Raw genomic sequence first — 13,277 nt, 5'->3', positions numbered from 1 at the left:
GGCCGCGGTGACCTTCAACAAGATCTCACCCGGCCCGGGCGCCGGAGTAGGGAGGTCGACGACGACCGGCTCGGAGCCGATCTCGGTGTACTGGAGGGCTTTCATGCGCCCGACTCTACGACCGGGAGTGTGGGCCTGCCCGGCACTACAGAAAATCTTCCGCTATACGACGCCGGCCGTTCCGGCTCCGGACGTCAGACGGTCCGGACGAGGACACCGACGCCGAGCCGGTTGTAGACGAACACGAGCATGTAGAGCAGCCGGGCGCTGATGCACACAGTCCGTCCTGGACCGGCGAGCTCGCCGCCCTTGTGCGTGGTCGGGCCCGATAGCTGACGGCTTCACCCGTCGGCCACGTCCGCGATCTGCGCAACGGGCGTCGGCATCGCGTTTACATGCAGCCGAAAAGTTCCGCTTCGCCCGGGAGTGATTCCCCTACAAAGGAGTTCACGGATTTTTCCGCTCCTGCGAGAGCCACTGCACCCCGAACAGCCGCGGTCCGGTATGGGGAGGAATGAGGATCTCGGCCGCACACTCGATACATCTGTAGGTGCGATGACCTCTCGCACCTGATGGCCGCAGAGACGACTCGCACCAGCAGGCCGTCCATCCCACTATCACGCGCTTCGGTCCCAGTCGATGCCCGTTCGGGCAGAACTTCGGAGCGCGCTCGTAGGACGCCATGCCTACGATTTTCGCACATATGTTCGATACGGCGCGTTGGAGTGAGAGTTGGCAGGTCGATGGAGGGACGCGCAGAGCGGACTTCGGGAAGCATCGGCCTGCCGCCTTGCTTCGGCGCGCCGAGGCCGAGACCCCCGAACCGGTGACCAGCCGATCGAGTCCGGGCCGGGAACCCCATCGACTTCCCACCCGAGGGTCGAGAAGTAGCGGTCCCGCTCACCCGCTGGACGGGCCTACAGCTCACTCTGCGGACTGACCCGTCACGAATCGACGGCCTCCGACCCGACGATGCATAACCCCACCGAACACCCCTGATGGGCACAGTCTCCTGCTCGTGCCTGCGCTTTCAGGTATTCCGGGGTGTCCTGCACAATCTTCGGCCACAGCGGTGTCACATCCGGTGGCGCCGCCAGGCCCACACGCACAACCCGATTCCCGCGAGGAATGCCACCGGTAGCACCCATCTCCACCGGCGCAGTGTCACGAACCGCTGGTACTGCTCGCTCGACAAGAACTGCAGACCGGGTCGATTCGCAGTGGGCGGCTGCCACCAGTAACTTCCCGAGCCGGTCAATACTTGAGGCCAAGCGAAGACGCCGATCGCGGTCGCGATGACGATGCATGTGGCGGGGAACGCCACCCAGAACCACGGGAACCCTGGCGCGCTACCGAGCCGGGCTCGGCGTGGCACCATGACGGCCGCTGCCAACCCCACCAGTGCCAGAACACTCAGTATCAACCACGCCATATGGTCGGACGATACGGTACTTCCGTCCGGAGGTATGGCTGCACAATTCGCCGATCGGTGACACCACCTGGCCATCGTCGGGCTCCCCGCTCCACACGAGCCTTGCTGTCGCACAACACCGGTGAATATCCAGCCCTTCGCACCACCGCCCCCGCTGTCACAGAACGGGGGCCTTCCGGTCCGTTGTCGGCAGCTAGCGATTCCGTATCTTCAGCACGGCGTTGGTGAAGAACTCGGTGAACTCGCTTTCGAACTCCACACCGTTCATGCTCACAACAGCAATCGTGTACCCGTCGACAGAGGCGTAGCCGTAGAAGACCTCGTCGTTTGCCCAGTCGGGATTATCGGGATCGGAGACCTCGTAGAGCATGGCCGCGTTCTCGGTGGCGATTGCCGGCGGCAGGTCCAGTCGCGAAGTGGTGATCGTGCGCGAGTTCATCCTGTACGTCGAACACGATCCGGTGTGCGCATCGGCGACCCGTGCGATGTCGAGCGGCACGTCACTGACCAACGCGAGATAGGAACGCTCGTCATCGAAGTAGGCGCCCATCATCGACGTCGAATCCGCATCGCTCAACGTCAGCCGGGCTTCGTCGGCGTAGCTCGACTGCTCGCCGCACTCCACAGGGTCGTACGCGATGTTCCTTGGCACCCCGACATCACTCGGCGTATCCAGCAGCAGGTTCATCACCAACTGTTCGGGCTCGGTGAACCGGGCAACCTGCGTACCGGCAGGAAGATCCTCGACCGTCAGAAGAAGACCGTCGCGCGACACGGCCTCTGTCGCCTCCACATCGCTTCCCCCGCATGCCGTCGCAATCAGCAGCAGCCCGGCCATCCCGGTCTTGGTCAGAAGCGCACGATACACTCCGCGAACGCTACCGGCCGGTGGGCGAAGCCGGATCATAGGCTCGCGCGGTATATGAGACACGATTCCATCGTGTTGGGGTTGCCCTCTGCGGCGATCTTCCCCTCGGATATCAGCGCGATCAACCGTCCCCTCAACACGTAGTCGGCCACCGGCTCTGACGGGTTCGTGCCCATCGCTTCGGCGATTACTCGGCTCATCGGTGTCGGCAGCATCGGCGTGCGCTGAAGCAACAATTCGTCGAAGTGATCCTCCGGCGCTGACGTCAGGGTCGAACCCGTCAGCACCCGGAACGGTGCGTTCTCGTGTTGAAGTGTTCGCCAACGCTCGGCCAGTTCGGCAGACTTGCTGGTATCGACCGGACGCGCAGTGTCGACGAGCCGACTCAAGTCCGAGGGCGCCGTGGCCGAGACACTCCCGGAGCCACTGTTTTCGGTGACGTCGATCAGTGACCAGGGTCGACCCTCGGCAGTGCTCGCAAAACACAGCAAGCTGCACAGTTCTTCAGCGGATCGTCTGCCGAACCAGAAAACCGTCGGAGTCGATGCGTCGATCAAGCGGAGATCCCACCGTCCGAAAGCCGGCATCCACGGATGATGTCGCCCCGCGATGACATCGCTGAACCACCAACCGGATGCGTGACGGTGCAGCGACTGCGCGCCGATCGGACCCCAGCTGAGATCATCGACGTCGGTCAAGATCGTGCAGTCGTCGCCGGTAGCGGCCAGCGCCTTCTGCAATGCGGCCCCTGCGGTGAAGCTGGGTGCTATGTGGTTCGTCGTCACAACCCTCGTGATATCCGACTGCGGCGACGATGTCGAACCCCTGATCCTGCGACGAGGCATCCTCAGGGGCCCTTCAGCGCGGCGATAAGCCCGTCCGTGCACCCGACCGACCTGGATGCCCCCCTGCGCGATCACGCATCCGACGGGTCGTCAGGGACGGTTCGATCAGCGGGAATGGACAGGCCGAGAAGGATGGGGAGGTAGTCGTCGTAGCCCTCCCACGGCACCGGCCGCGGCAGCGTATCCGGAACCTCGCCGACCAGCAGCGCCGACGTGGCTTCCGGTAGCGGATTGCGCAGCACGACCACGGCTCACTCGTACCTCGAGCTGCCCACCTCCACCATTCCCTCGCGGAGCAGGTCACCGAGATGCTCGCTGGCGCCTTCGACTACGACCTCGAGCCGAAGACTCGGGTGCGCCTGTTCGAAGGCGCCAGCCTCGACACCCCTGATCCCCAGCAGGTAGTGCACACAGGCGAGACGACGCTACGCGCCACACCGTCATACCCAATGGCGCTCAGTCCGTGGCGGTTTCGGTGGTGGGCACCGGCGCCCCCGGCTGCGTCGCGCAGGCCATCACCGTCGCACCCGGCGCCCACGCCGTCGTCCCACTCGTGGCCGGACGGCATCTGGAAGATCAACCGAGCCTGGATATGCACCCTGGCCTGCCCGCACTGCCGGTAACACCGCATCAATAATCGCGGCGTCGGTCCGATTGATGCTCGGTCGAGACCCTTGAGGCCGCGCAAGTTACGGGCACAGGTGAAGACCCGCCGGAGGATCTTGCGGGACGCCTCCGGCAACGGAAAGCTATCGCGAGCGAGTCACCGATCGGTAGAGCAAGGTTGTCCTCGTCGCGGCGCGCCACCGGAGACGGTAATACAATTTCGTATAACACCAGGTGAAGAGAGGGTTCCTGTGTCACATGCATACGAACCGGAGATCGGACGCCGACTACGAGCGGTGCCCGCCCGCAACGAACTGACCAAGATCCTCAAACTCCGCGCCGTCCACGACGCCGTGCAGGCCGGCTGGACTCAGCACCGCATCGCCGACGAGCTCGGCGTCGAACAACCCGAGGTCAGCCGCCTGGCCAAAACAGCACGGCTCACCCCGCAAGTCTGTGAGCGCAGCCCCCGTGAGGTGCTGCTCGAACACGCCGCCGGAGTAATCGACCACGCGGCGATGATGCGCGAACTCGAGAACTGGAACTACACCTTCGGCACCACCGACCCCACCGGAGAGACCTACCTGCCCGGCACCTGGGATCAGATCGAACGCGCCGGAGATCTGTTGCCCGACAAGGACTACCAGCACCTACTGAAGATGACCGCCGCCCGACGCAACGCCGCAGGGCGCGCGTAGCAACGGACCTGCACGCGAGCACAGCTACAGTCCTCGAACGCAGCCGTCGATTACCGGCCCGCCCTCTACACCCTTGACATGCATTGACGACACGTCCCCTCACACACGGTTCCCGCCGCTGCGGGGGCCGGGATCACGGCATGGACGCCGCCCCCTCGTCTCGACGAGAACGCGTGAAGCACGCCTTGGGTGTTCGTCGCCGGGTAGCCGGCGTCAGCTCTCACCGAGGTGATCGTCGGGGATGAACCGTGAGCGGTCACCAGCAATGCCGGGTCATTCCGGTTGCGCCAGTCCCAGTCCCTCTGCCAGCAACGGCCAGGACCGATGGAACGCGTCCTGCCAGTAACCCCACGAATGCGTTCCGGCCGGCTGCAGATCGAACGTCGCCGGAATATCGAGCTCGTTCAGACGGGCCTGCAAATTGGTGGTGCACCAGTGCACGGCCGCTTCGATCACCCCACCGACAACAACCTGATTGGCCAACGCCAGCCCTTGCTGATCAAGCGCGGCGTCCTGCTCCCCGATGGTGAACTCGTTGCCGAGGGTGTCGTGCGGACCGGGCAGCCCCGTCGCGTCCGAGATGAAGAGAGGAGTTCCGCGCAGCCCTTCGGCGTTGACCACCGGATCGTTGGTCACCCACGCCGGATCGTCGTCCTCGCCGTACATATTGCGTACATCCCCGCCGCCCCAGGTCTCGACGACCAACTTGACGAACTCACGGCCGATCGGATCGGAGGTCTGGGCGCATCCGCTGTACCCGGCCACCGCCGAATAGAAGCCGGGCCTGGCGATCGCATACTGCAACACCGCCGTGGCGGTCATCGAGTTCGCCGCGATGGCCTGCACGCCGTTGGTGCCGAGCGCGGCGTCGATCAATGGGGGTAGTTCGTCGAGGAAGAACGTCTGCCACTTGTTCATCCCGAGGTTCGGGTCTTCGCGTTTCCAGTCGGTGTAGTAGGAGAACGCCCCGCCGAGGGGCATGACCACGTTGACGTCCTGGCCGGTCAAAAATTCGCCGACGTCGGTGTTGGCCCACCACGTCGCCGAATCGGTGCCGCCTCCGGCCCCGTTGACCAGATACAGCACCGGACGCGGCTCGGACGCATCATGGGGGCGTTGCACCCGCACCGGAATGGTCGCATCCATCGCCGCCGAGTACACCTGCACCGTCAGATGCTGACCGTCGATCTCACTCGAGACGATGCGCGAGCCGTTCGGGGCGACCGGATCAGCGAGCAAAGCCTGCGAGGCCACAATCGGATCGACGGCGCGGTCCTGCGCCGACGCCACCCCACTACCCAGAGGGGCGATCATCATCGCCGCCACCGCCGCGGCCATCGCCCTCGCCCGGACCCGGCCCATCGCTACTCCGCCTCGCATGTCGACTTCCCCCTCGCCCGTTGTCCCCCGACCGGAAGGCCGGGCAGTCCCGACTCCTCGTGTCCCGGGACGCGTCGACGCTACCCAACACCGGAAAGCAGGGGCGACGCCGACACGGAGACACGGACCTCGACCCCACAGGAGCCCGACCATCCGCCTCACATCGGCCGTATCCGAACAGCCCGCCGGTGTGACGAGGATCGATCGGATCGTGTGGAGCGCTGCGACACTGCGCTCCGAATTGCACTGAGGACACGTCCCCTGTCGCAGTGCCGCGCCGGACACGGGTGACGACATCGTCACCGACCACCCGGTCGCTGTGTTGCTGTCGGCTACTGGGGCGTCCCTCCGGACCGACACCGCAGGTGGGTCTCTGCACCCGCTCACCGGCGATCGGTAGATGCACCCGGCCGTTTTCGAGATCGATCCACCCGACATCGCCGACCGACGGGTCGATGCGACCGTTCTGCTTGCCCACGACCTCCTCCGCCGTGTGTCGGGTTGCCGGAGAGAAGAGTTCGTTCATCACGCTCACCATGGCCGCCCCCGCGTCCGCGGATCCGCCGGACCTGTGCTTTCTCCAGTAAATCCAACCTCTGCGTTCGGCTCACAGCGCCACCTGATCGAACCCCCCACCACCGCCACCGCGATCGCGCCGATCATGTGGGGCGAAGTGAGAATCCGAGCTCCCCCGTCGGTGTCAGCATCTTGCCCGGCCTACTGTCAACGGTAACTGAGATCGACCCTCAGCAGCAGACGACATCTGACCTCTGGCGTGGACGAATCAGGGGTCACTGGTGTGGTCGCCGAAGAAGTCGCTGCGAGCGCGTGCGAACAGTTCGGGGGTAGTCCATCCCGTAGGTCTGCGCGGTGTGCCGCAGGGCTTCGATCGCCGATTCGAGCGGGGTGGCCTCGGCATACGTACTCCGTGCGTACGCGTGCATCGCCTCGTACTGCTGGATGAGTTCGCTTTTTGCAAGTAACCCGGACACGAGGGTGAGCCGAATCCTAGGATCGACATCGATCCGATTACGAGCATGAGTGCTGTCGATGAAGTCCGGATGCGCGGGATGCCCGGCGTCCATGTCGGCGAGCCGCTCACGAAACCACGGGGGCCGGACGAGTCCGGCGCGCTCCCATGCCCGGTGCACGCACCAGCGGGCGAAGGCGCGTTGCCGATCATCGTCGAGCGCTTCGATCCGATCGATGAGGTTGCGGTCGAGTCCGGCGACGTGCCGGGCGGCGTAGATCGCCTCGAGAACCGGTGTGAGCGGTGTTCCACCGAAGGTGTGCAATTCGGCGTGCACGGCCAAGGCTTCGCGGCTGCGCGGCGCCACGGTGATCACTTCCCCGGATTCGTCCCGGATGGAGACGTACTGCCGGGATGGTTCGGGCCGGTCGACCTGCGGCTGCGATGACCACGCGCTGTCGGTCTTGTGCAGCATGCGCACCTGCGCATCCGCGGTGCGGGTGGTGTTGGGCCACAGGCAGATCAAACAGTCCTCGACGATCTCGTCGACATCGCGGCCGTAGTGAGTATCGCGGCCACGAGCGTGTGCCCGCACCTGATAGGTGCCCGCCGGGATCGGATCGATGGTGGTGCAGACGGTGCCGTCGAGAGCGGAGACGACCATCGCCTTGGGTCGCCGAGAGGGTGGTTTCCTCGACGACCTCCCAGTCCTCTTGCGCAACACCGGTCGGAGGCCGATCGAGCAGCTCGACACCGACACGGACCGGGCCGTAGGCGATGCCGGTGTAGAACGAGACAGCACCGTCACCGACATCGACCAAGGTGCCCTGCGCGAGTGGATGGAGTGTGTCGAGCGTGGGGTCGCCGAAGCTGAACTGGTGATGGTCGACCGGGACCACGCCGTCGGACTGCACCCGGCGATCATCCCGTATCGGACTCTTCCGCGCCGGATGTCAGGCTTTGTCCGACGTGGCGGTGGGGGACACGGCCGAGATCGTGGTCCTCGAGCCGGTAGGAGTCACCTTCGGAGGCGGCGACCTCTGTGTGGTGGACGAGCCGGTCGGCGATCGACGTAGGAGCAAACTCAGACAGTGATGGTCAGCGGGATGCGTCCCAGTGCATCCGGCTCGCCCGGTGTCAGCTCGGGGAACTGCTTCGTGTACAGCTCGGCGACCTGCGTGTTCTGGGCTTTCACTTCGACGCGATGCGGAAGTGTGCGCACCCAGTGCGCGACCTCGGCACGCAGGACTGCCGCCGAGGTGTCCCGCAGGAGCCGGCCGTGGTTGCTGAACGTCACCACGTCCTTGTTGAACTGCACATCGAGCGCTGCACCTCGTGTGGAGGACAGGAGGACGAGGCGCCTCCGGTCCAACAGACGCCAGACGGTGTGGCCGAGAACTTCGCCAATGACCAAGAGGATGGCGACGAGCATGAAAGCTGCCCAACCCCCAACGGCCAGTGCCCAACTGGTGCCGAACACCAATGTCGTGGTGACGATGTAGGCCGTATAGGCCGTGGGCACCGCAATCAACGCGGCCAGCATCGCACGTTGCTTCCGCACCGCCCTCCACCGCGCCGCCCACGATATGGCCATCACCTGCCGAAAGTCGGACCAGCCCGCAACTGCCGGTCCAAGGGGCCGGGTCGTCGGGATCGCCATCATCGCAGAATACCGGTGACCATCGAAGACCCCGGGTACGCGGGGTCCGCACTGATGGGTATGTCCCCCTGGGGTGTGGAACCGGGCTTCCGAATCGGGACCGTGTCGGTCCTGAACACAGAAGATCCACCGCGTGAAGCTGTCTGGGTAATGACCGGAAACTTCGACCAGAAGAACACCGCAACGGCCCTGGATCAGCCTGCCCAGCTCGAGCTCACCGGGTCGCTCCGCACCGCCGACGGCGGCATCATGCGCATCCTGCTCGCTACGATTCTGCAAGCGCTGATCGATGCTGAGGCGACCGCCCATATCGGTACCGAACGCTACGAACAGCCCGACACCCGCACCACCAGCAGAAACTGATACCCGCGGCAAAGGCCTTGTCGACCACCAGCAACGACATGACGGTGAAGATTCCCAGGCTTCGGCACGGCTCGTTCTTCTCGTCGCTCACCGGAGCCTCCTGGTCGCCGGCGTCCGGATCAATGGTGGGTCGCCGACTTCACCTATGTGTGGACGTTGGCCCGGTTCGTGTACACCGCGTTCTGTGTCGACGTATTCTCGCGTCGCATACCGGGCTGGCGGGTGATGACGACGAAGGGTCCCTGCTGGTCCACGGCGTTCTCGAACAAGCGCTCTTCACAGGAAGAAGGATCGAGATCCGTTTCACCCCAAGAGGATTAGTTCACCATTTCGATGCCGGAAGTCAATGCACGTCGCTGGCGTTCACCGAAGCTCTGGTCGGGTCCGGATCGCCGGCTCCATCGGCGGCGTCGGCGACGCCCTCGACAATGCCCTCATGGAATCGACAATCGGGCTCTACAAAATCGAGCTGATCGACCGGGTCCGGTCCTGGTCCGGCCGAGCCGAGGTCGAACGGGAGAGTGCCGAGTGGGTTCGCTGGTTCAACGCGGACAGGTTGCATTCGTCGATCGGCTATCTCTCGCCGATCGAGTACGAGACGGGCTACCGTGAACAGCGCCCTACCGTCGCCTCGATCCTCGAGGTGGCCTGAACGAAGTCTCCACTCGATCCAGGGTGGTTACCTGTGGCAGCCGGGGAGCTATCCGAACGCGTCGAGCTCAATATCTGAGTCGGCCCCGAACCCCAGCCCGAACCCGGAATCCTCGACTCCCTCAACCTCAGCCCTAGACAGTCCGGGCATGAGAGAACGACCATCCTCGTCGACCGATCCGGACCGGCAGAAGCTCAGCGATGGACTCCCATCGCGTGTGCCGAGAGCACACGCAGTCAAGTCACCCACACAGGCCCCTCGGCAGCTGTAGCGATCTTCGAGGATCTGCTCGAGCATGGCGGCGGGGGGACCCTCGGCTCCCACGGAGCCCCGAGCGGCGGTGCTAGCCGTCCAGGGCGCCCGGGAACACCGATCAGGTCGCCGGGGCGGAGGTGACGTCCACGGACCACGTGACGCCGAAGCGGTCGGTGAGCATCCCGAAGCCTGCACTCCACGCGGACGCGGCGAGGGGCTCGATGACCGACGCGTCCTCGGCAAGGACGTCCCAGTACCGCTGCGCCTCGTCGAGCGTGTCGACGCGCACGGAGACGAAGAACGGCTGGTCGGTGACGGTCATGCCGTCGCGGCGCTCGGTCCGGCCGGTCAACCGTTCGTCGCGACCGGGGATGTCGTACGCCATGATCGAGAAGCCCGAGGGGGCGGTGACGCGGCCGAAGACCACGTGGTCGGCGCCGGGGGCGTCCTGCGACATCCCGACCTGTGCATACGTGGTGAGGTCCACCTCGCCGCCGAAGACGTCGCCGTAGAAGCCGAGCGCCTCCCGGGCGGTCCCGGGGAGGTTGAGGTGGGTGGTGGTGCTGACGGACATGAGTGCTCCTGGAGGTGGGATGGTGCACGGCGATCTGCCGTGAACACGACCCTGCCGAAGGTTTAGGACAGTGGATGTCCTCTTCTCGGGCGAGAATGGATCGCGTGACCGGAACCCCCGAGCGGACCCTCGAGCTGCTCTCCCTGCTGCAGGTCCCGCGGAGCTGGCCGGGCGACGAGCTCGCCCGCCGTCTGGAGGTGACCACCCGGACTGTGCGTCGCGACATCGACCGGCTCCGCGGGATGGGCTACCGGATCGAGGCGGACAAGGGGCCCGACGGGGGTTACCGGATGGGGGCGGGCGCCGACCTGCCGCCGTTGCGGTTCGACGACGAGCAGGCGGTGGCGCTCGCGATCTGCCTGCGCAGCGCCCCGGTCAGCGGCGTGGGAATCGAGGACGCCGCGCACCGCGCGCTGGCCACGGTCCGCCAGGTCATGCCCTCACGGCTCCGGCACCGCATCGACAGAATCGAACTTACCGGAGTCCCCCGCACCGCCGCCGGGGCGTCGCGCGTCGCGCCGGAGGTGCTCGAGGCCGTGAGCGAGGCGGTCAGCGCCGGGATGACCCTGCGCTTCGGCTATCCCGACCCGGACTCGGTCTCCCGCCGGGTCCAGCCGCACGGGGTCGTCGCCCGCAACGGACGCTGGTACCTGGTGGCATGGGACCTCGAGAAGGACGACTGGCGGACGTTCCGCCTGGACAGGATGAGCCCGCGCACGCCGACCGGCCCGGCTTTCACACCCCGGCCCGTCCCCACCGGCAGTCCGGCCGGCTTCCTCGCGAGCCGCGCCAAGGGGTCGTCCGGAAGCGACGAGTGGCCGTGCGTCGGCCGGGTGGAGATCGACCTCCCCGCGGCGCAGGTGCTCACCTGGATACCCGACGCCGAGGTCGAGGTGATGACCCCCGGCACGGCCCGGGCCGGCATCGGGTCGTGGTCGTGGGCGGGCGTGCTCGCCGCGGTCCTGCGGCTCGACGCGGACTTCCGGATCCTCGGCCCCGACGCCCTGCTCTCCGCGGGCCGGGACCTCGGGGACCGCCTCCACACCAGTCTGCCCCGACGGGAGGAACCCCATGACCGGACCGCATGAGATCACCGACCCGCTATGCGTGGCCGACGCCGCGCACTGGCGCGCGTGGCTGCACGCGCACGAGGACGGCTCCGACGGCGTGTGGCTGGTGCTCGCCAGGAAGTCGGTGACCACGCCGACCTCCCTGACCTATCAGGAGGCACTCGAGGAGGCGCTGTGCAGCGGCTGGATCGACGGCCAGCGCCGTGGACGGGACGAACGGACGTTCCTGCAGCGGTTCACCCCGCGCCGCGCGAGGTCGATGTGGTCGCAGCGCAACGTCGGCCTCGTCTCCACGCTCGTGGCGGTTGGCCGGATGAGGCCCCGCGGCGAGGCGGAGGTCGCGCGGGCACGAGCGGACGGCCGCTGGGATCGGGCCTACGCCGGTCCGGCCGCCGCCGAGCCCCCACCGGACCTGCTGGCGGCGCTGGCGGCCGAGCCGGGTGCCGGCGCGGCGTTCGAGCAGCTGTCGCGGGCGGAGCGGTACCAGGTCCTGCACCCGATCCTCACTGCCGCCGACGACGCCGTCCGGGCCGCGCGCATCGCGCGGGCGGTCGCGCGGCTCGTACCAAGATGACGGTTATCCCCGTGCCTGGGTGCGGGTGAACGCGAGGACATGATCGGAGCGGCTGGTCCCGCCGCGAACCAAAGCAGCGGCTCCTGCCTCTGTGGTCACGACAGGGGCCATCGCCGTCCTCACGTCGGCCCACTCGACCACAAGGCACCCCGCTGTCATAGACACCCACGCCGCATCGGCGACCACGCCCGATATGGGGAAATCCCGGCGCGAGCGCAAAGCTACCGACCGAACGTCGAGCGCAGATTGGCGTTGATGAGCTCGTTCACGCCCGTGCGCATCCGTAAGATCGTCTCGTCGTCCGGTATCGGATCGTCGACCGTCAATATCCAGCACACGGTGGTGCTGCTGCGCCGGGATCCCGAGAGCTCGAACCGGATCCGTGCGTCGCGGCGCCACGGCCAGATCGAGGTCCACACCACCAGATCGGCTCGACAGCCTCGACGACCTCGGGGCGTTGTTCGTCCACGCGGCAGAATCAACCACGGGCGCCTCGGATCCCGGTCGGGATCGATCAACACCTGATGGACGATGTGCGGCGGAGGCGGATGAGTGCGCCGCCGACGCGCGATTTCCGGCATATCGCACCCTAGCTCTAAAACTGCACCCCTCCCCCGCACCGAGGGTGAGGCGTGTTGTTACTGTCGGCCGGAAGACCTTCGTTCAGGCTGTGCGGGCAATCTTCACGGCAAGGTGACCATCGACGGTCGAGGTGACGCGGGAATCGATGTGCAGACCGGACTTGCGGACCGCAGCGATCTTCCCGGTGCGCAAGTCTCAGGCGGCGACGCTGGCCGCCTTGCGCTTGTCGCTGTCGTAGACCTTGTATCTGCTTTGGCTCGCCGGACAGAGGAATCATCGGATCTGCCCCGGAGAGGCGAGTGCTCCCCTTTTTTCGATCCGCTGTTTCCGCAGGAGGTATTCGTCCTCCGAAATCTCCGCCAGGCCGGGTACGACAGGTCCGGACCGTCCACCCTCGATGGTGGGAGGGCAGTAACCGACGGCCAAGCTGGCCGGTTCATCCTCGAGATCGACCCAGTCCACGAAGATGTGTTGGACTGCAGGACTGGTGGTCCGACCCGGATGGCCGTGGAACAGCGTCGAAGGCTGCGTTTCTGGACTAAGGATGTCGCGGTCGGTGTCGGTACCGTGGTATGCCGCAGGTACACCTTGGTGCACCCGCGTCGTTGCCATCGGCTCGTCCCACTCTTGCGCATCCTGCGTCATCAAGCGCCTCGTCAGGACCAGGTCGTCTTCCAGAGCCACCTACACCTTCACACGCGAAATCCGGCAATGCTCCAGCGGGCCACTGGGTTCACCTCCGCTGTCC

At 66.0% G+C, this 13,277-nt stretch carries 14 protein-coding genes and 1 pseudogene; 5 read left to right on the top strand and 10 right to left on the bottom strand.

The window, feature by feature from the left end; genetic code table 11:
- Positions 1-1,075: 1,075 nt before the first annotated feature.
- The 4 genes from A8G15_RS13875 to A8G15_RS30605 form a co-directional block, all read right to left on the bottom strand.
- Positions 1,076-1,432 (bottom strand): amino acid permease, encoded by a 357-nt coding sequence (locus A8G15_RS13875; protein ID WP_068160264.1) that lies wholly within the window; start codon positions 1,430-1,432, stop codon positions 1,076-1,078.
- 193 nt (positions 1,433-1,625) lie between these two features.
- Positions 1,626-2,300 carry a hypothetical protein gene (locus A8G15_RS13870; RefSeq protein WP_082899887.1) on the bottom strand — a complete coding sequence of 225 codons (675 nt, stop codon included), beginning with the start codon at positions 2,298-2,300 and terminating at the stop codon, positions 1,626-1,628.
- A 35-nt stretch (positions 2,301-2,335) separates the two neighbouring features.
- The gene (locus A8G15_RS13865; protein ID WP_068160263.1) at positions 2,336-3,085 is read right to left on the bottom strand and encodes a DUF3658 domain-containing protein; all 750 of its coding nucleotides are present in this window, start codon (positions 3,083-3,085) and stop codon (positions 2,336-2,338) included.
- A 131-nt stretch (positions 3,086-3,216) separates the two neighbouring features.
- A complete protein-coding gene (locus tag A8G15_RS30605) occupies positions 3,217-3,393 on the bottom strand; it encodes a hypothetical protein (RefSeq protein ID WP_156665386.1) in 177 nt (58 codons plus the stop codon).
- Between the two features lie 609 nt (positions 3,394-4,002).
- On the opposite strand from A8G15_RS30605, the gene A8G15_RS13860 reads away from it, so the two are divergent.
- The gene (locus A8G15_RS13860; RefSeq protein WP_068160261.1) at positions 4,003-4,449 is read left to right on the top strand and encodes a hypothetical protein; all 447 of its coding nucleotides are present in this window, start codon (positions 4,003-4,005) and stop codon (positions 4,447-4,449) included.
- Between the two features lie 273 nt (positions 4,450-4,722).
- Here the strand turns inward: A8G15_RS13860 and A8G15_RS13855 are convergent, their stop codons facing one another.
- The 3 genes from A8G15_RS13855 to A8G15_RS31085 all read right to left on the bottom strand — a co-directional run bounded on the left by A8G15_RS13855 (position 4,723) and on the right by A8G15_RS31085 (position 8,459).
- Entirely contained in the window at positions 4,723-5,829 is a 1,107-nt protein-coding gene (locus A8G15_RS13855; RefSeq protein ID WP_245687840.1) for an alpha/beta hydrolase, read from the bottom strand.
- Between the two features lie 791 nt (positions 5,830-6,620).
- The gene (locus A8G15_RS13850; RefSeq protein ID WP_068160260.1) at positions 6,621-7,463 is read right to left on the bottom strand and encodes a hypothetical protein; all 843 of its coding nucleotides are present in this window, start codon (positions 7,461-7,463) and stop codon (positions 6,621-6,623) included.
- A 420-nt stretch (positions 7,464-7,883) separates the two neighbouring features.
- The gene (locus A8G15_RS31085; protein ID WP_169833891.1) at positions 7,884-8,459 is read right to left on the bottom strand and encodes a hypothetical protein; all 576 of its coding nucleotides are present in this window, start codon (positions 8,457-8,459) and stop codon (positions 7,884-7,886) included.
- Positions 8,460-8,561: 102 nt separating this feature from the next.
- On the opposite strand from A8G15_RS31085, the gene A8G15_RS31080 reads away from it, so the two are divergent.
- Both A8G15_RS31080 and A8G15_RS13835 read left to right on the top strand, forming a co-directional pair.
- On the top strand, positions 8,562-8,822 hold the full coding sequence (locus A8G15_RS31080; RefSeq protein ID WP_169833890.1) for a transposase: 261 nt from the start codon (positions 8,562-8,564) through the stop codon (positions 8,820-8,822).
- A 111-nt stretch (positions 8,823-8,933) separates the two neighbouring features.
- Positions 8,934-9,474: pseudogene (locus tag A8G15_RS13835) on the top strand (DDE-type integrase/transposase/recombinase); the annotation flags it as partial.
- 373 nt (positions 9,475-9,847) lie between these two features.
- On the opposite strand, the gene A8G15_RS13830 reads toward A8G15_RS13835, so the two are convergent.
- Positions 9,848-10,303: a VOC family protein gene (locus A8G15_RS13830; RefSeq protein WP_068160252.1), complete on the bottom strand. Its 456-nt coding sequence runs from the start codon at positions 10,301-10,303 to the stop codon at positions 9,848-9,850.
- Between the two features lie 95 nt (positions 10,304-10,398).
- Between A8G15_RS13830 and A8G15_RS13825 the strand changes: the two genes are divergently transcribed.
- Both A8G15_RS13825 and A8G15_RS13820 read left to right on the top strand, forming a co-directional pair.
- On the top strand, positions 10,399-11,391 hold the full coding sequence (locus A8G15_RS13825; RefSeq protein WP_068160250.1) for a helix-turn-helix transcriptional regulator: 993 nt from the start codon (positions 10,399-10,401) through the stop codon (positions 11,389-11,391).
- Entirely contained in the window at positions 11,375-11,947 is a 573-nt protein-coding gene (locus A8G15_RS13820) for a YdeI/OmpD-associated family protein (RefSeq protein ID WP_068160248.1), read from the top strand. The genes A8G15_RS13825 and A8G15_RS13820 overlap by 17 nt, the downstream gene beginning before the upstream one ends.
- 221 nt (positions 11,948-12,168) lie before the next feature.
- Here A8G15_RS13820 and A8G15_RS31820 read toward each other — a convergent pair whose 3' ends face one another.
- Both A8G15_RS31820 and A8G15_RS13805 read right to left on the bottom strand, forming a co-directional pair.
- Positions 12,169-12,369: a hypothetical protein gene (locus A8G15_RS31820; RefSeq protein ID WP_245687839.1), complete on the bottom strand. Its 201-nt coding sequence runs from the start codon at positions 12,367-12,369 to the stop codon at positions 12,169-12,171.
- Between the two features lie 433 nt (positions 12,370-12,802).
- Positions 12,803-13,213, bottom strand: coding sequence for a hypothetical protein (locus A8G15_RS13805; protein ID WP_245687838.1), 411 nt, complete (start codon positions 13,211-13,213; stop codon positions 12,803-12,805).
- Positions 13,214-13,277 lie beyond the last annotated feature (64 nt).

The organism is Rhodococcus phenolicus, from assembly GCF_001646785.1.
In the GTDB taxonomy this organism is placed as follows: domain Bacteria; phylum Actinomycetota; class Actinomycetes; order Mycobacteriales; family Mycobacteriaceae; genus Rhodococcus; species Rhodococcus phenolicus.
Note: the sequence above shows the minus strand (reverse complement) of the source record. Positions and strands in the feature narration are given on the sequence as shown.

Coding starts and splice junctions, on each gene's coding strand:
- A8G15_RS13875 (WP_068160264.1), bottom strand. CDS start 1,432: ATGGCGTGGTTGATACTGAGTGTTCTGGCACTGGTGGGGTTGGCAGCG.
- A8G15_RS13855 (WP_245687840.1), bottom strand. CDS start 5,829: ATGCGAGGCGGAGTAGCGATGGGCCGGGTCCGGGCGAGGGCGATGGCC.
- A8G15_RS13850 (WP_068160260.1), bottom strand. CDS start 7,463: ATGGTCGTCTCCGCTCTCGACGGCACCGTCTGCACCACCATCGATCCG.
- A8G15_RS31085 (WP_169833891.1), bottom strand. CDS start 8,459: ATGGCGATCCCGACGACCCGGCCCCTTGGACCGGCAGTTGCGGGCTGG.
- A8G15_RS13830 (WP_068160252.1), bottom strand. CDS start 10,303: ATGTCCGTCAGCACCACCACCCACCTCAACCTCCCCGGGACCGCCCGG.
- A8G15_RS13825 (WP_068160250.1), top strand. CDS start 10,399: ATGGATCGCGTGACCGGAACCCCCGAGCGGACCCTCGAGCTGCTCTCC.
- A8G15_RS13820 (WP_068160248.1), top strand. CDS start 11,375: ATGACCGGACCGCATGAGATCACCGACCCGCTATGCGTGGCCGACGCC.